The sequence below is a fragment of the Kiritimatiellia bacterium genome (assembly GCA_025054615.1).
Classification (GTDB): domain Bacteria; phylum Verrucomicrobiota; class Kiritimatiellia; order CAIVKH01; family CAIVKH01; genus JANWZO01.
In genome coordinates this window covers 53,209-70,073 of record JANWZO010000008.1, presented here as the reverse complement: position 1 = coordinate 70,073, position 16,865 = coordinate 53,209, and the positions used below count along the sequence as shown (strand labels likewise).

Below are 16,865 nucleotides of genomic sequence, written 5' to 3'. Positions count from 1 at the left end.
GATTTATGAAGACACTTCGATCACCCATCCTAGGGATCCTGCTGAACGTAGCGCTGTTGGCGCCGACTTCATACCCGGCCGTATCGCCGGGCGCCGCCAAGGCGCTGAGCACGGCCGTGGCCGACATTGTGGAGCGGGTCATGCCCGCCGTGGTTGTTGTGCGTACAGAGGCCACCCGATACCGAATCGCCCAGGATTGGTTTTTTGGCCGCCTTTATCGGATTCCGGAACGGCTCGCCGGTCTGGGATCCGGCGTCATCATCACAAAGGACGGCTACATCCTGACTAACCGGCATGTGATCGACGGGGCCTCTCAGATCGAAGTGGTCCTGCACGATGGCAGCAAATATCCCGCGCGCCTGATCGGCGAAGATCCCCAGACGGACCTCGCCGTGCTCCATATCGAGGATGAAAAGCGCAAAGAATTTCCTTATCTCGAAGCGGGCGATTCGGACGCCCTGCGCGTCGGTGAGTTCGTGCTGGCGATCGGCTCGCCATTCAGCCTTCGCAGCAGCGTGACCATCGGCATCGTCAGCCAGAAAGGGCGCTCCATCGGCGCGCTGCCCTATGAGGATTTCATCCAGACGGACGCTGCCGTCAATCGCGGCAATAGCGGTGGGCCGCTCGTCGATTTTGACGGCAAATGGGTCGGCATCAACACGATGATCCAGACCGCCGGCTTTTCAGAAGGCAATATCGGGATCAGTTTCGCCATTCCCTCGAAGCTTGCGATGAACGTCGCGAACGCCATCATCAAGGAAGGTCGCTGGAGCCGCCCATGGATCGGCATTTTCATGGATGAATCCGAAGGATCCGTCCTGATCAGCCGCGTCCTGCCTCAGAGTCCGGCAGCGCGAGCCGGGCTTCGGGAGGGCGACATCATCCTCGGAGTCGACAACCTCGAGGCTCGCGAAGCCCGCGACGTACAACGCGCCATCCTGAACCGAAAGGCCGGGGATGCTGTTAAGTTGCGAATTCGGCGGGATAAAAAGACATTCGAGGTGGAGGTCACCACCGAATCGATGCCGGCGCCTCCTTTCCTCTTTTCCGAAGAATAATTGCGATGGCGCGCATCCGCCTCGACCAGCTCGTGTTGGCGCGCGGTTTGGCGGAAAGCCGTGAAAAGGCGCAACGCCTCATCCTCGGCGGCAAGATCCTCTCAAATGGCCGTCCCCTGACAAAGCCTGGACAGTCAATCGATGACAGTGCAGATCTGCGACTGCTTGAACCCGAGCGATATGTCAGCCGCGGGGGCGAAAAGCTGGAGGCTGCGCTGAACTATTGGAAGATCGACCTTCGGGGAGCGATTTGCGTTGACATCGGCGCCTCCACTGGAGGCTTCACCGATTGCATGCTGCAACACGGCGCCATTCGAGTCTATGCAGTGGACGTAGGCCGCGCCCTGCTCCACCCCCGCCTTGCGGCCGATCCTCGCGTCGTTGTGATGGATGAAGTCAATGCCCGATATTTGACGCCGGACATGATTCCCGAGTCGCCCGCCTTCGTTGCCATCGATGCGTCCTTCATCTCGCTGACAATTCTGTTGCCGCCTGTCCGCCGTCTGCTGGGGTCCGGCGCGCGAATGGTGACGTTGATCAAGCCGCAGTTTGAAGTCGGGCGCGCCGAGGTTGGCCGCGGCGGGGTTGTTCGAAGCCCGTCAGCGCGACAGCGGGCCATCGAGCGGGTCCGAGCGGCAGGCGAACAGGCCGGCCTCCGCTGGGAGGGCGTTATCGAGTCGCCTTTGCTCGGGCCGGCTGGTAATAAGGAGTTCCTTGCCTACTGGACCGTGCCATGAAACGGATCGGCGTCATCGCCAATAACGCAAAACCCGAAGCGGCTTCGGCGCTCGAACGCCTCGCCGGCAAGGCGGCCTCCCTGGGACTCGAGGTCGTCGCGCTGCGAGAATCGGCGCGCCTGCTGCCCGGTTGCCGACAGGCGAATCAGCGAGAGTTTCCCAAACGCATCGACGCCCTGATCGCGCTCGGGGGCGACGGAACCATGCTTCGCGCGGCCCGCGCGATTGGCGACCATGACGTGCCGATCCTCGGTGTGAATCTGGGTGCGCTCGGCTTTCTGACGAGTGTCAACGCCGCGGAAATCGAACGAGCGCTAGAACACCTGGCGCAGGAATCGTTCGATATCTCCACGCGGTCCCTGCTCGATTGCGCCGTCTCGCGTGCCGCAGGCCGCGCCCGACGCTTTACCGCCCTCAACGACCTCGTCCTCGGTTGGGGCCGCTCCTCCCGTATCATCACTATTGATGCCGACATGGGTGGCGACCACATCGCCTCCTACCGATGCGACGGCTTAATCGTGTCGACGCCCACGGGTTCCACCGGCCATTCGCTATCGGCCGGCGGACCGATCGTCCACCCGGACGCCAAGGTTTTGCTGTTGAATGTGATCTGCCCCCATACCTTGAGTGCTCGCCCGATTGTGCTGCCGGACACGGCGCAGATCACCCTGATTGTACGCTCCGCGGCGCGGCCGTTGTTATTGTCGGTGGACGGTCAGGAGGAGATGAGCATTCGAGAAGGCGACCGGATCACCATCCGACGTAGTGAACGGAATGTTCGCTTTATTCGGCTGCCCGAAACCAGCTACTTCGGGGTGCTTCGCCAAAAACTGCACTGGCGCGGTTCGAGCGTCTAGCCGTCAAGATTGGCGGCCCGCTCTTTGGCCTGTTCATAAACCTGGCGTACGGACACACCGCCACTTTCGGCCAGCCGAATGCAGTCGTCCATTTCCGGCGATTTGACGACATCGCGGCCCCGCCACGTGCCCACCTTGATTCGGACGTCACCGAACTCGGTCCGCACGACCTCCACGCGTCTATCCAACACCGTGCGCCGCATCCAGGCTTCACGGACTCCGAAAGTGGTTGTTTCTCGGAAAAGCAGGTCCAACATCTTTTCGCGGTTTTCCGGTCGGCACAGGATTGTCAACTCGACGGCAGGCCGCTGTTTCTTCATGAAGATGGGCGCGATGTACGCGTCGAGCGCCCCCTCCGCGAGCGCTCGCTGCACAAAGGCCCCCAGGAGCTCGGGCGTTGAATCGTCGACATTAGTCCGAAGCTCCAGAATCAGGTCCGACCCCGCGTTACCGGTTGTCGCGCGTTCATCGGTCGAACTGTCTGTCTCGAGAAGGGTCGCGCGCAGCAGGTTGGGCCGCCCGACGAGGTCGCGGTGGCCTAACCCGTAGCCAACCCCAATCACTTGAAACCCGGCCGGCGACTCGCTTTCCGAACGCCACTCCGCTAACAGCGCGGCGCCCGTTGGCGTCACCAATTCCCACGGCAGATCGACGTATTCGACCCGAAATCCGCGCAGCAGCTCCATCGTGGCGGGGGCAGGGTTGGGCAAGACGCCGTGCGCGCATTGAACCGTGCCCGTTCCCAGCGGAAGGGGGCCCACCACGACACTCTCAACCGAAAGCATGTGAAGAGCGAGGCAGCTTCCGACGATGTCGACGATGGAATCCACCGCGCCGATTTCATGAAAATGAATGCGGTCGATCGTGGTGCCATGGATGCGCGCCTCGACCTCGCCGAGCCGCCGAAACACGCGGCAGGCGCGCTCCTTTACGGCTTTTGGCAGGTCTGCGGAGACAATCAACGCCTCAATCTCGGCAATTCCTCGGTGCGGCGGATGTTCGTGATCATGGGGGGACGCCTCATCATGAGCGTGGTGCTTTGCCTCCTCACCGACGTGGATGTGGAGCCGCTTGCCAGCGATACCTGCGGAAATTCCCGACTCGACATGCACATCCACCGGCCCCAGTCCAAGTGTCGATAGACGGCGCGACAATTCGTCCCCTGACACGCCGAGGTCCATCAGAGCGGCCAGAATCATGTCTCCGCTGGCGCCGCCGACGCTGTCGAATACGATAACTTTCACCGAGGCTCTCCAAGTCGGTTGATGCGCGCCGCTGCGACGCCCGCGCCAAATCCGTTATCCACGTTCACCACGGTCACTCCCGGTGCGCACGAGTTCAGCATGGCCAGGAGGGCGGCTAACCCACCGAAGTTTGCGCCATATCCAACACTTGTCGGCACGGCGATGATCGGGCAGGCAACCAACCCGCCTACCACGGAGGGCAGAGCGCCCTCCATGCCCGCCACGACGACAAGGGCGCGCTGCGCGCGCAGCAGCGGGAGCCGATTCACGAGCCGGTGCAGGCCGGCCACTCCGACATCAAATATTCTCGTGACGCGGGCGCCCAGCCATTCGGCGGTCAGCGCCGCCTCCTCCGCCACCGGCAGGTCCGCCGTCCCCGCGCTGACTACACCCACGGCACCGACCCCCTGGGGCCTCGGCTCTCGTTCAAACGTCAGCGCGCGCGCGACGGTGTGGTAAACGACCTCCGGCAGCCTCTCCCGCACAGCCGCCGCCACCTCCGGGGTAGCTCGCGTCGCCAACACGCGTTGGCCTGCCGCCGCGAGGCTAGACATGATCTCCACAATCTGTTCTGGCGTCTTGCCGGGGCAAAAGACCACCTCGGGCATATCGGTACGCCGCACCCGATCAAGGTCAACGCGGGCGTATTCCCGGTTTTGTTCCGCCGGAGCGGTCAGCCACTGAGCCGCCTGATCCGGAGAGGCGCGACCGTCGGCAACCTGCCGGAGGATCTCGAGAATTTCTTCTTGCAACATGTGAATTCGCTCCATCCCGCGCCGAGGCGGCCTTTGCTCACTGAGCGGCCCCCATCTCAATGGGCCGGGGCTCGGACAGCTCGCGCCAGATGGCCTGAAATTCGGGCAAATCGCGGATGGTGTCAAAGTCATGATCCATCAGATACCGCCTTGCCTCGACCGGCGAACATCTCAGGATGCCGCGGCGGATCATTTCAAAGGCCTCCGCGTAGTTTCCGTCCACCACATGGGTGCTGGCCACGCTGAAATACGGTTCCGCCCGTTCAGGATTCCGTGCGATGAGATGCAGGAAATGACGACGCGCCTCCTCGACGCGGCCCAAGCGAAACAGAGCGACACCGAGGTTGTTTCTCGCGCTGGGGTTGTCCGGCATGCGTTCCACTGCGATCGCGAGGTGCTCGGCGGCCTGGTCATACTCGCCGCGGAGGATATACAGGAGGCCGAGGTTAATGTGGGTTACAGATATTTCCGGACGGAGCTCAATGGCGCTCAGCAGCAGGTCCTCCGCGCGATCCAGCTCGCCCTTCTGCATATGGGCGATCGCCAGGTTGACAAAAGCATCCACGTTGAATGGATCGGCCCGCATCGCGCGTTCGAGGATGAGGATCGCCTGATCGAACTGGCCGCGCTGGAGATAAAGCGCACCGAGCATTCGCAGTGCCGTATTCATCTCAGGCCATTGCGCAAGGGCGGACCGGATTCTCGCCTCGGCAGCGTCCCATTCTTTGTTGACCATCAACCGGTTTGCTTCCCGAAGAAGCCCCATAATTTCGGCCATGCGCTGGGGCGGCAGGTCCGGCGGAGCATTCGTCGGCGGTCGATCAAGCTGAAAGCCGGAATCCGTGGCCGGCGCAGCGGGAATCGAAGCGAGCTGCGGCCGAGGCGGCCGAAAGTCCAAATCGGTCGGGTCGACATCAGTGTCCTCCCCTTCTCCGTCTTTTTCCCCGGGGAGGAAGAGAAGCGAGGCCGCAGCCAGCAGCAGAACCATCAGGGCGATCGAATACACGATGCGGCGACGCGTGATCGCCCGCGCCTCGCCCGGAAGGATTTCAGGAGCGGGCAGGGTCGCCGGCGGTTCGTTGGGCTTCGCCGGTGGCTTGGCGTAAAAATCGCGATACTCATCCATGCGCAGCGCGGAATCCAAAATACCCCAGCCAATGCCGGTCACCAAGCCCGACCGTTTTCACATTTCGAGGAAATTCTTCAAAATGCGCTTTCCATCCTGCGTAAGAATGGACTCCGGATGAAATTGCACGCCGTGAACCGGCCATTCGGAGTGCTGCAAACCCATGATTTCGCCCTCAGCCGTTTCCGCCGTAATTTTGAGGCATGGCGGCAGCGTGGCCCGCTCCACCAGCAGCGAATGGTACCGAATGGCATCGAACGGGGAAGGCATGCCTCTCAATACCGACTCGCCGCGATGCAAAATCGGCGAGGTTTTTCCGTGCATCAGCCGATCAGCTCGCACAACCCGGCCTCCGAACACCTGCCCCATGCACTGATGGCCGAGGCAGACGCCGAGGATAGGTAGCCGCGGCCCGAAGTGAGCGATCACATCGCAGGAAACCCCGGCCTCTGTCGGTGAGCAGGGGCCGGGGCTGATGACGATACGCTCGGGCTTCAAGGCCTCAATTTCGGGGATCGTGATTTGATCATTCCGCACGATCCGCATCTCCGCCCCGAGTTCGCCGAAATACTGGACGAGGTTGAAGGTGAACGAATCGTAGTTGTCGATGACGAGGATCATCCCGAATTCCTCCGCGCGCGGGCCGACTCAAACCGCCGTGACAGCGCGAGCGCAGCGAGCATGCCGCGCGCCTTGTTGCAGGTTTCCTCATATTCGCGGTCCGGGTCCGAATCGGCGACGATGCCGGCCCCCGCCTGGACATGCGCACGGCGCCCATCAAGAAGGGCTGTCCGGATCGTGATGCACGAATCGAGGTTTCCCGAGTAACCGAAATAGCCGATCGCCCCCGCATAGGGGCCGCGGCGGTCCGGCTCGAGTTCCCCGATAATTTCCATGGCGCGAATCTTGGGCGCTCCGCTCACCGTACCCGCGGGAAAGGTTGCGCGCATCAGGTCAAACGAGTCGCGGGACGGATCCAGATCCCCTACGACATCCGAAACGATGTGCATCACATGGCTGTACTTTTCGATCACCATCAGTTCCGGCACGCGAACCGTTCCAAATCGGCAGACGCGCCCGAGGTCATTCCTCCCCAGGTCCACGAGCATGATATGTTCCGCCCTCTCCTTGGGGTCGGCCAGCAACTCACGAGCCAGCCGTTCGTCCTCGGCCGCATCGGCGCCGCGCGGCCGCGTGCCGGCGATCGGCCGAACCTCCACGCGCCCGCCCTCGTTGCGCACATGAATCTCCGGCGAGGAGCCGACGACCGCTCGATCTCCGAATTCGAGGCAGTACAGGTACGGCGATGGGTTGATGCAGCGGATCGCCCGATAGACGTCGAGAGGATCCCCGCTGTAGTCCACCTCGAAGCGCTGGGATAGCACCACCTGAATGATATCTCCGGCCCGAATATAGTCCTTGGCTTTTAGGACGGCCGCTCGGAACTCATCGGCGGTCATGTTGGACGACGCAGGTAGCGGCGGCGGCCGCTCCCGCACGTCGAGCAACTGATGCGGCAACGGCTCCGCCAACGCTGCCGCGAGATCGTCGAGGCGCCGCACGGCAGCCTCATACGCCGCGCCCGCATCGCCCTCGATGTGGGCGTTGGCCACCAATTGGATCGTGTGCCGGCAGTGGTCGAAGACGACCAGAAGGTCCGTCAAGGCCATCATCACATCCGGCCAGTCCAACGCAACGCGCGGCGCCAGCTTCACGCGCGGTTCAAACCGCGATATGGCATCATATCCGATATATCCCACCGCTCCCCCGAAAAAACGAGGAAGCGCCGGATCCGGAACCGGACGATACCGGCTCATCAACTCGCGCAAGGCCGTCAACGGGTCAGGCGCGAAGACCGACTCGACGCGGCCGTCCGCAAACCGCGTCACGCATCGGTCGCCGCGGGCCTCGAAGATCGCGTGCGGCGCTCCTCCCAGAAAGGAATATCGCGCGATATGCTCTCCGCCCTCCACGCTCTCCAGCAAGAAAGTCTGGCCCGACCCTCCGCGCGATCGAACGAGCCGACGCAGTTTTTCATACGCGGAGACGGGCGTTTCCTGGTCCGCCAGAACCTCCCTCCAGACGGGGACGAGATTTCCTCGCGTTGCCTTCTGCAGGAAGTCCGTTCTGTCCGGAAAGCACCTCATGAGGACCCGATGCGATCCGCACGAGGCGAAGGGCTTCCATCGTCTGTAAAAACTTCGGCGGGCGTTTCCATGTTATGTCATTTCTCCGTCATGGAGCTTTTAGCCAGGCCGCCGGTCAGGGGTCCAGATTTTCAAGCCGGCCTGTCTCGAAATTGAGCCGCCGATAGTAGCAGTTCCGAGGCTGGCCGAATCGGTTTTTCGTGTGGCAGATGTTTCCTCGCCGAGGGCGAACCACGTAAAGCAACGAATTTTGCTCGCAATTAACGCGAACTTCAACCAAGTCGAAGGTCTCTCCGGAGGTTTTCCCTTTTTCCCACAGCTCGTTTCGTGAGGTGCTCCATAGCACGAGGGTCCGCGTTTCAACCGCCTTTCGAAACGCCAGCTCATTCGTGTAGGCGACAAGGATGACTTCTCGCGTATCTGCGTGCTGGACGGCGACGGGAAGAATCCCCTTGGACTGAGCGACCGCTTTTTCCAGTTTGCCAAAATCCAGTTTCAATTCTTCTGTTTCTTCGAGGTCGCGGCTCATGATCTGCTACGCTCCGAGTTCTGGGGTAATCAAAGGCGAACGGTTATGCCGAGACGGCGGAGATAGTCTTTTGCCTCTCTGATGGTATACAGGCCGAAATGAAAAATCGAGGCCGCGAGCACGGCATCGGCTCGGCCCTCCGTCAACGCTTCGGCCAGGTGCTGCAAGGTTCCGGCTCCACCCGACGCAATCACCGGGACGGGCACGGCATCGGCGATGGCGCGCGTCAGCTCGAGGTCATAGCCCGCCTTCGTGCCGTCGGCATCCATGCTGGTCAGCAGGATTTCACCTGCGCCGCGGCGCACGCCCTCCACAGCCCAGGCAACTGCGTCGAGCCCGGTCGGTCGCCTCCCGCCGTGCGTGAAAACCTCCCAGCCCCGGCCATCAGCCCGCCGCCGGGCATCGATCGCCAGCACGATACACTGGCTTCCAAACTGGGCGGCGCCTTCGCTGATCAAATCGGGGTTGGCAACGGCTGCCGTGTTGACGGACACCTTGTCAGCTCCCGCGAGAAGCATCCGCCGAATGTCGGCAACAGTTCGAATGCCGCCGCCCACAGTGAGCGGCATAAATACCTGAGCGGCAACCGCGCGGACGACGTGCACGATGGTGTCGCGCGCTTCGTGCGAGGCCGTGATGTCGAGAAAGGCCAGTTCATCCGCACCCTGAGCCTCATACGCGCGAGCGGCCTCGACGGGATCTCCCGCGTCGCGGAGATTCACGAATCGAACGCCTTTCACCACGCGGCCGCCCGCGATGTCGAGGCACGGAATGATCCGTTTGGCAAGCATGTCCGGTCAATTCCTGTTGTGAACAAGCAAGCAGAACCGTATACATGGCGCCGATGAAAACAAAACTTTTTGTGTTCGCTCTGGCGCTCAGCACAGTGGAATTTTCTGCGCAGGCGCAGGTGTTAGAACTCGGCGCGCGCTACTGGCAGATGAAACCTTCAGGCAGCGCAGCCGTTGGTGTCGACGGCCTCGAAGGGACGGAAATCGACATCCAAGACGATCTTGGCTATGGGCAGGAGGAGAAGGTTATCGGGTTTGATGCCAAGGTGGGTTCGGGAGTCGAGCTGGCCGTCTCCCACCTCGCTTTGGACCTGAAAGCCAGGAACCGAATCGAGCGGCAAATCCGATTTTCGGACCGGACCTATCGCGCGAGCGCGGATGTGGAATCCTCGCTGGAGGCGGCCCTCTGGCGCTTGGCCTTCCGGTTTACCACCGGCGGCTATGGCTTTCGGGGCGGCTTGCAGGCGGGTGCCCAGTACGTGGAACTGGAGGCAGCGCTCTCGGCACGAGGGTATGGGTCGGCCAGCGAAGATGCAAACGCGGCGTTGCCGGTCATCGGCGCGCTGCTGCAGTTTGAGCCGGCTCCCTTCTTCCGTCTCGACGCCGGGATCGCGGGCGGCGCCTGGGATTTTGGTGAAATCAATGTGACATTCTGGGACGCCGAGGCGAATGCGCTGATTTTGCTTCGGCCCTTTTTTGTCGGCGCGGGTTATCGCCAGATCTCAATCGATGGAGATGAAACCTCCATTCCCTTGGAGGCCGACCTGACGTTCAAGGGCTTCCAGATTCTCGGCGGCCTCGCGTTTTGACCGGCCTCCCATCCCTCCCCGCGATGCGTGAGTTCTCCCTGTGGACCCTCCGGGTCCTGATTGCCTCTGCGCTCATCCTTTCTGCCGGTTGCAAGAGGCGCGGCGAACCCTCTGCCCCTAACGAAAAGCTTCCTCCGCCGGAGCCCGCCGGGCTGATTGCGGAACTGCCATCCGACATTTCGACGCTGAGGTTTCCCACCGCTCAGACTAACCTCCTAGGGACGAACCTCGCGGCGGTCTTCATGCCCACAGCGTCGGGAAATCCCGAGTCCGGCTTGTACGGTTCCGTCCGCTCGGGCCTGCTTGGGAACAAGGTGATGCCACGCTTTCATGAGGGCATCGACATCGCGCCGCTGATGCGGGACCGAAACGGCCGGCCGCTCGACGAGGTATTCGCCGCGGCGAATGGTCGTGTCGCGATGATCCACCGCACGGCGGGGAATTCCGATTATGGGATCTACGTCGTGCTGGAGCATCACGACCCCATCGGGACTTTCTACACACTCTATGCCCATTTAGCTTCGGTGGATAGCGGCCTCCGAGAAGGCGAGATCGTCGCGGCAGGGACGAGGCTTGGCATCATGGGAAACACCGCCCTCTCCCCCATTCCGATTTCTCGCGCACACCTGCATTTCGAGATCGGGCTCATCGCCAACTCGCGGTTTCTCTCCTGGCCGGGGCTTCCGAAGAAAAATATGCCCGGCGGCCTCTATAACGGCCTGAACTTGTATGGCCTGGATCCAATTCCCATTTTCCGAGACGCACTCGAAACCGGGGGTGAAATGTCGCTGCGCGACCATATCCGCCGGGTCCCCGTCGCGTTTGAGATCATCGCTTATGCTCCGACGCTCCCTGATTATTTCCGGCGCTATCCCGCACTCTGGGCCGGACCTCCAGACCATGAGGGACCGGTGGTGATTGCCGCGCAGGAGGGAGGCGTCGTTCTATCGGGCCGTCCCGCTACGCCCGAGGAGTCCGCTCTTCTCCGAAAGGCCGGCGCAAGGGTCCTGCGGGTTAACGAAAAAGTTCTGGGGCGGAATGGGCGGCGTATTGTGATCCGCCGCGGGGACGGCTGGGTGTTGGGACCCAACGGGGAATCGTGGCTCAGCCTGCTGTTGCACTGAATTCCGCGGATTCCGCCGCTTGCCGCTGCCCATCGGGTCGATTACCTTTGAGATCATGCGAGCACGACGGAACAGCCGATCGAAAGGCGATTCTCTGGACGACATTGTGGACCGCCTCGCAGCGTCGTATTCCGATTGCGACGAGGACCGGCCCGACAGCATTATCGCCTGCTATCCCAACAGCCAGAACATCATCGAGGCGCTGAAGACGCTGATCGATATGCTCTTTCCCGGGAAGCTCTCCCACAAGCCCGTTCACCATCGCAATCTGCCCGCCTTTTTGAGGGCCCGCGCGGTACGGGCGTTGCGGCTCCTGCGGCCGGAAATCGAACGGGCCATCCCTTTCCGCTGGAAGGGTGAGGCGGCCAAACATGAGGGAGCGCCAAAGCCCGTTCCGGTAAAGGCGGAGGCCCGCCGCGTGCTGGCGCGCTTTGCCGAGCGGCTCCCCGAAATCCGGACCTATTTGATCGAGGACGTGCGCGCGGCGTACGAGGGCGATCCTGCCGCCCTGACCTACGCGGAGGTCCAGCTCGCCTATCCCGGCGTTCTCGCCATCGCCTCGCATCGGATCGCCCACGAACTCTACAAGCTGGACGTGCCGATTGTTCCAAGGGTCATGAGCGAGTGGACGCACTCGGTGACGGGGGTTGATATACACCCGGGCGCGCAGATCGGACACGGCTTTTTCATCGACCACGCAACGGGCGTGGTGATCGGCGAGACCTGCGTGATCGGCAATAACGTAAAAATTTATCAGGGGGTCACCCTCGGCGCCCGTTCGTTCCCGCTCGATGAACGCGGGTTTCCGATTAAGCACATCAAAAGACATCCCACGGTGGAAGACGGCGTGGTGATCTACGCCAACGCCACGATCCTCGGCGGCAACACGGTCATCGGACGCGGATCCACCATCGGAGGCAATGTTTTCCTGACGGAAAGCGTCCCCTCCAACACGGTCGTTTCAGCGAACCATCCAGAGCTGCGAATCAAAAGTTCCGCCACCCCTTCAGCGGACGACTGGGTCATTTAGTCGGCCTCAGCGGTCGGCGCCGTCGGGCTCTAGCCGGTGCAGCGCGGGCATCAGGGCAGGCGAGCGCGGACGCGGTAGGCGCGCATTGGACCGGACGCCGGCGGCGCGTTGGTGGGATCATCATGCCAGAAGAGCGTCTCAGAGGTGCCGACTATTTCAAGAAAGGCCCCTTCCCACGGCTCCAGTGTCATCCCATCCGTGTATTCGACCCGATAAACACGGTTGGTGCCTGCGGAAAATCCGACCATAGGGGGCTGAATGCTAATTAGAGCAAATCGGGACAGCCCGTTGGTCGGAATCGTTCCAGCGATGAATTCATCCAGATTCGAAGAGCCGTCGCCGTCGGGGTCGCCAAGGGCGTTCGCATTTGTGGCGCTTCCGAAATGGTCGATTTCCCAGAGATCGGAAAGTTCATCTCCATCCTCGTCGATATAGACCATAACTGGGAGCAATTCAGAACGGGCCGCTTCTCCGGCATCGGTCCGGGCGAGGGCCTGAATGTGGACAAGCCCGACCAACGCGGTTGCGGTATTCCATTCGAAAACAAAGGGCGGTGTCGTATCAACGGCCGCCAACTTTCCAGCGACGAAAAATGCGACCTGCGTTGTCGTGCCCGCGCCATTCACCGCAACGGCCTCGCAGGTCACGACCGACCCTCGAAGCACATGGCGATATGCTGGCGGCGATTGCACCGCGCACATGTAGGGTGAATTGCTGACCATGAGGGCGAGCGTCGCCCGGCCCTGCACGCGAGTGGCCGTGCCTTCGTAGGCGACGAAATCCAAGCGCAGCGGACCGTTGGGAAACGGGGTGGTGTCGAGCAGCGCCGACTCCACGCGGCTGGTTACGCCCACCGCCAGCCGCACGAGTGCGCGGGGTCGCATCGTGTCCGCGTTGTCATTGAAATAATCCTGGAACGCGTCGCTCAGAACCAGGGTCGAGCCAGATTTCTTTTGAATGCTGTAATCTACATGAATCCCTGTGCCCCCTACTCCCGGCGTCCTCGCGGCGAGCACCAACTCGGCATAGGTCGGATTGCCATTCACCAGATAAACAGCGGCGACGCCATCCGGCCCCTGGAGCAGCGCGTTCGAATTAATCACCCCTTGCAATTGAAAGAGAAGGAAAAGAGCGCCCATCGGGGCGCTCGCGACGGCAACATTCGTCGCGACCACGCCATTGGTCAATGTGATGACGGCCCGCACAACGTCCCCGCTGACAGCGTTTCCTCTCAACACAAGGACTTCGTGCGCCGAATACGGGGGATCCATGAAATTCGTCTGTACCGCCCAAGCGGAAATGGTGAGCGCAGTCGCCAATCCCTGAGTAGTCCACGCGCTGATCGCTTCGTTTGTCGCCGACTCGCCAAGCGCGGCCCACGACAGTTCAACTGTGTCGCCGAGGGTCCTTGCGTTGACCTTGGTTGAAACCAAATTCGCCGCCACGGCGAGGCCTTGCGCACACTGAAAAAGATCCTCGCCCGGCAAAACTGGCTTTGTCGCGAGACCATCCGGGAGCTGAAGGTTCAGCATGTTGAGAGGCGTCGGCTGCATGTCGAAGATCGTCGCATGGCGGCGACCCTCGATGAAAAGGTCGATTTGAGAAATCGGTCGCGATGCATCGGCGGACACGGCCTCCACGACAACTGTGACAACGCCGGAAACAATCGTACCGTTTGTCGGGCTCAGCACAGTCACGGTCGAGGGTTTTGCGTATGGCGCCGTCAGGGGATCGCCGACAAATAATCCCTGGTAAGGATGACTGACCGACATGTAGAGAGATTCCCCCAGGGAAAATCCGCGCTCATACCAGTGGTAAATCAGGGCGTCGGGGAATTTTTCGGTGTAGGCGCAAGGCTCCACGACGGTCCCGTATGAGCCGGCGGCGCCGGCGCGGATCCACTCCAGAATCCGGGTGTGGGGATGCGGCTCGTCTAATATTCCGCCATAAGACGTCAGGTGGTCGGCATACGATCCCGAGAGGTATTGATGGGAAAACAGATCGTAGACGACATCTCGGCCGGTTTGGTACCCCATCAGATTCGTGGCCGAAGGAATCGGGTCAAACACGCGGATGAACCACTCATTTTTCCTGCCATGCAGGCGCGCGCGATAGTCAGCCTCTTCATGTTGCGGCCAACGGGCGCTCCTCAGGCCATCGCTCGTCCGAACCAGATCGATCCTGCCCGACGGTTGAGTGAAGTCGCTCGCCGCCGACCGCCGCAGCGCCAGACGCGTCTCATCCGGGGTATACGCCGTGAGCAGGGCGCTGATCAAATACCGTCCGTTCGGGGTGGAACTTCGGCGGAACGCGCGCTCCGCCTTGTAATAGGCGTTGCTAGCGGCCGAATTCAAATGGCAGCCGTAGGCAAAGGCATTGCTGGAGGCGAAAAAATCGTAATACATCGACGAGGTGAGCGAGGCGACCAGCCAATTCGTCGGCGAGGCGATGATATTCGTGTTCCAGATCCGGTAGGGGAACGCATGCGCAAATACAACGTAATCGATCTGGTTTGACAGGCCTTGCGCGTTGATGAATGACAGCACCGGATTTCGAATCTGGTTGCTCCAGATGCCGATGCCTACCGTTCCCGAAGTCGGTGCGTAGAGCTGCAGAATATGCGATTCCGGAATCCCACGCTCCCACGCATAACGCCGCCCGATTTCGAGTGATTGCGTGTCGGCACCATTCACCACAACGATGGTGTTCAGAGGTCCACCGCCAGCGATTGCCGCGCCCACAATCGCGCAAAAGGCTCCCGCCCAGGCCAACCACTTCATACGCATATTATACACCAATATGGGCGCGTCAGAAATTCACGAGCGTTCGGTGGAAAAGGACCCTCCCCGCGCTTTATCAGCCTCGCGGTGAACGACTCCTTCCCTACAAACGGCCCCTCAGGCCGATGCATCCGCCTTTGCGGGAAACGAGTTGCGGACGACTCGCCAAAGGGCGATGTATAGCAGCGCAAACCCGACCACAAAGATTGTCGAGCCGGCAGCGCCGAGCACCTTCAATACCTGAAAATCGGCGGGATAGGCATTCGCCCGGAACGACAGGCCGTGGAGACCGGTAAGAGCGTCGGGCATAACAGTGACCTGAATGCCGGCGAACAGAACCAAGGCAGCGGCCACGATAAACGCATCGAGGCCAGCCGACTGCGGCCCCGAATTCGAACGGGCAAGCAACGCGACGGCGGGCCAGGCAAAACCCACAGATGTCATCGCCGCGAGATGAAGGCACGCCGATTCCAAAGTCGTTTGGCCGGAGATCTGGGCGCCTACCGGCGTGGCTAGGAGGAACTGGCCCAACAACGCCTGCAAGCCGCCAATGAACAAGGCGGCCGGCAGGAGCCGCTCTGAGGCGGACATCGGGGCGCGCTGGGCCATGCGAGCAGCCAGCAAGCCGATGGCAAGGCAGGCCGCGGAACACGCCGCGAATTTCAGCGCAAGGCCCGTTCCTCCCAACGGCAAAGCGGAAAACACGGCCAAGGCTGCGACGGTCCAAACGCTTCTCGGCCTCACGCGAATTTCTGCTCGTGGTTCCAGCCAACCCGCGCTCAGCAGGAGCGGTGCGAGCACTACAAGCGACAGCGCGGAGGATCGAAACATGGAAAAGGCATAGAAATACATTCTAGGATCGCCGCCCGCAACCGGGTCAAACAAATGAACGCCTCCCAGGCCGTCCAATAAGACCGCGGTCATGCAAAGCGCCAGTGCTGCGCCCGTCAAAAGCGCCATCACGCCGGCCGCAGGCAGGAATATCGAAAGCATTCCGGCAAGTTGCAGAGTTCGGATGCCGCCGGAAGACGCCGCCTGAATTCCATGCGCCACAAGAGACAGCGCGGCACACAAACCCGCCAGACCGATGGGCCGGGCGCCCTCAAAAATTCCGCCAAAAACATTTGCCCCGCTCCAGCCTGCCTCACTGCCGCCGGCAAGAGCGTAGACGACCAGAGTCCCCAACCCCGCGGCATAAAAACCATAGCCCCACGCGGTGAGCCGTGGAAAAGGTAAGGCACCGGCCGACGATAAATACCGAAGCGTTACCAGAGCGGGAACAGTGAAACCGAGTGGCAAAAGAACGAAATAAAAGGAGAGCGCCCCGTGGAGAGTGAGAGCGGCGCCGAAGGTGCGCGCCTGCATCGCGTCCAGTGCAGGAGTAAGCCATTCAATTCGGATGGCCAAGCCGAAGACCAGAGCAAGCAGCGCGGCCGATGCAATCAGCCAGCCATAGGCCGCAACTCCAATTCCCATGGAACGGGACCGGCTGCCGGCCGGCGCATCGCTCACTGCAATCGACGTTGCTTGCATGGATTCTCTCCTTCCGATAATCGAAAACGTATGCGCAAATCATCCTAGCTCGCCTTTAGGGGATGCCAAGCGTCCATTCCGTTCACCGGATCATACGTTTGTTGCGCCCGCCGATACGCAAGATGTTCTCTAGCAAAAAGCGTAGTTTGCACCTTCGCCGCAGCGGTGATGCACAAGAGCCGCCCATCCGAAACCTTGCCCATTATTCGACATGATTGGCGGTGTAGCTTCCGTTCTCCATAGATAGCATCGTCCACGACGGGCGCGGATTTGCATTCTGATACCGCAACAGAGCAGATTTGGTGCCTCAATCGCTGCTCACCGAATGCTCAGCGCGGTCGGTGA

At 61.4% G+C, this 16,865-nt stretch carries 15 protein-coding genes; 6 read left to right on the top strand and 9 right to left on the bottom strand.

Annotation, left to right across the window (positions count from 1 at the left end; all coding sequences use genetic code 11):
- Positions 1–5: 5 nt before the first annotated feature.
- The 3 genes from NZ740_05415 to NZ740_05405 are packed head-to-tail and all read left to right on the top strand — an operon-like array spanning position 6 to position 2,652.
- Complete coding sequence (locus tag NZ740_05415) at positions 6–1,058, top strand: trypsin-like peptidase domain-containing protein (GenBank protein MCS6771448.1); 1,053 nt, start codon at positions 6–8, stop codon at positions 1,056–1,058.
- A complete protein-coding gene (locus NZ740_05410) occupies positions 1,058–1,795 on the top strand; it encodes a TlyA family RNA methyltransferase (protein MCS6771447.1) in 738 nt (245 codons plus the stop codon). The genes NZ740_05415 and NZ740_05410 overlap by 1 nt, the downstream gene beginning before the upstream one ends.
- Positions 1,792–2,652, top strand: coding sequence for an NAD(+)/NADH kinase (locus NZ740_05405; protein ID MCS6771446.1), 861 nt, complete (start codon positions 1,792–1,794; stop codon positions 2,650–2,652). The genes NZ740_05410 and NZ740_05405 overlap by 4 nt, the downstream gene beginning before the upstream one ends.
- On the opposite strand, the gene larC is transcribed toward NZ740_05405, so the two are convergent.
- The 7 genes from larC to hisF form a co-directional block, all read right to left on the bottom strand.
- On the bottom strand, positions 2,649–3,896 hold the full coding sequence (larC, locus tag NZ740_05400) for a nickel pincer cofactor biosynthesis protein LarC (protein MCS6771445.1): 1,248 nt from the start codon (positions 3,894–3,896) through the stop codon (positions 2,649–2,651). The genes NZ740_05405 and larC overlap by 4 nt on opposite strands.
- The gene (gene larB / locus NZ740_05395) at positions 3,893–4,651 is read right to left on the bottom strand and encodes a nickel pincer cofactor biosynthesis protein LarB (protein MCS6771444.1); all 759 of its coding nucleotides are present in this window, start codon (positions 4,649–4,651) and stop codon (positions 3,893–3,895) included. The genes larC and larB overlap by 4 nt, the downstream gene beginning before the upstream one ends.
- 37 nt (positions 4,652–4,688) lie before the next feature.
- Positions 4,689–5,777 (bottom strand): tetratricopeptide repeat protein, encoded by a 1,089-nt coding sequence (locus NZ740_05390; GenBank protein MCS6771443.1) that lies wholly within the window; start codon positions 5,775–5,777, stop codon positions 4,689–4,691.
- Positions 5,778–5,834: 57 nt separating this feature from the next.
- Positions 5,835–6,398 (bottom strand): aminodeoxychorismate/anthranilate synthase component II, encoded by a 564-nt coding sequence (locus NZ740_05385; GenBank protein MCS6771442.1) that lies wholly within the window; start codon positions 6,396–6,398, stop codon positions 5,835–5,837.
- Entirely contained in the window at positions 6,395–7,924 is a 1,530-nt protein-coding gene (trpE, locus tag NZ740_05380; GenBank protein MCS6771441.1) for an anthranilate synthase component I, read from the bottom strand. The genes NZ740_05385 and trpE overlap by 4 nt, the downstream gene beginning before the upstream one ends.
- Before the next feature lie 115 nt (positions 7,925–8,039).
- Positions 8,040–8,453: a phosphoribosyl-AMP cyclohydrolase gene (locus NZ740_05375; protein MCS6771440.1), complete on the bottom strand. Its 414-nt coding sequence runs from the start codon at positions 8,451–8,453 to the stop codon at positions 8,040–8,042.
- 29 nt (positions 8,454–8,482) lie between these two features.
- A complete protein-coding gene (gene hisF, locus NZ740_05370; protein MCS6771439.1) occupies positions 8,483–9,244 on the bottom strand; it encodes an imidazole glycerol phosphate synthase subunit HisF in 762 nt (253 codons plus the stop codon).
- 53 nt (positions 9,245–9,297) lie between these two features.
- On the opposite strand from hisF, the gene NZ740_05365 reads away from it, so the two are divergent.
- From NZ740_05365 to NZ740_05355, 3 genes are read left to right on the top strand one after another with little or no spacing between them, the layout of a single operon-like run.
- Positions 9,298–10,053, top strand: coding sequence for a hypothetical protein (locus NZ740_05365; GenBank protein MCS6771438.1), 756 nt, complete (start codon positions 9,298–9,300; stop codon positions 10,051–10,053).
- 23 nt (positions 10,054–10,076) lie between these two features.
- Complete coding sequence (locus tag NZ740_05360) at positions 10,077–11,177, top strand: M23 family metallopeptidase (protein MCS6771437.1); 1,101 nt, start codon at positions 10,077–10,079, stop codon at positions 11,175–11,177.
- A 19-nt stretch (positions 11,178–11,196) separates the two neighbouring features.
- Positions 11,197–12,207 (top strand): serine O-acetyltransferase, encoded by a 1,011-nt coding sequence (locus tag NZ740_05355; protein ID MCS6771436.1) that lies wholly within the window; start codon positions 11,197–11,199, stop codon positions 12,205–12,207.
- A gap of 50 nt (positions 12,208–12,257) precedes the next feature.
- On the opposite strand, the gene NZ740_05350 is transcribed toward NZ740_05355, so the two are convergent.
- Together NZ740_05350 and NZ740_05345 are read right to left on the bottom strand one after the other, a co-directional pair.
- Positions 12,258–14,987, bottom strand: coding sequence for a TIGR03790 family protein (locus NZ740_05350; GenBank protein ID MCS6771435.1), 2,730 nt, complete (start codon positions 14,985–14,987; stop codon positions 12,258–12,260).
- Positions 14,988–15,104: 117 nt separating this feature from the next.
- A complete protein-coding gene (locus NZ740_05345) occupies positions 15,105–16,520 on the bottom strand; it encodes a hypothetical protein (GenBank protein ID MCS6771434.1) in 1,416 nt (471 codons plus the stop codon).
- Positions 16,521–16,865: the final 345 nt, after the last annotated feature.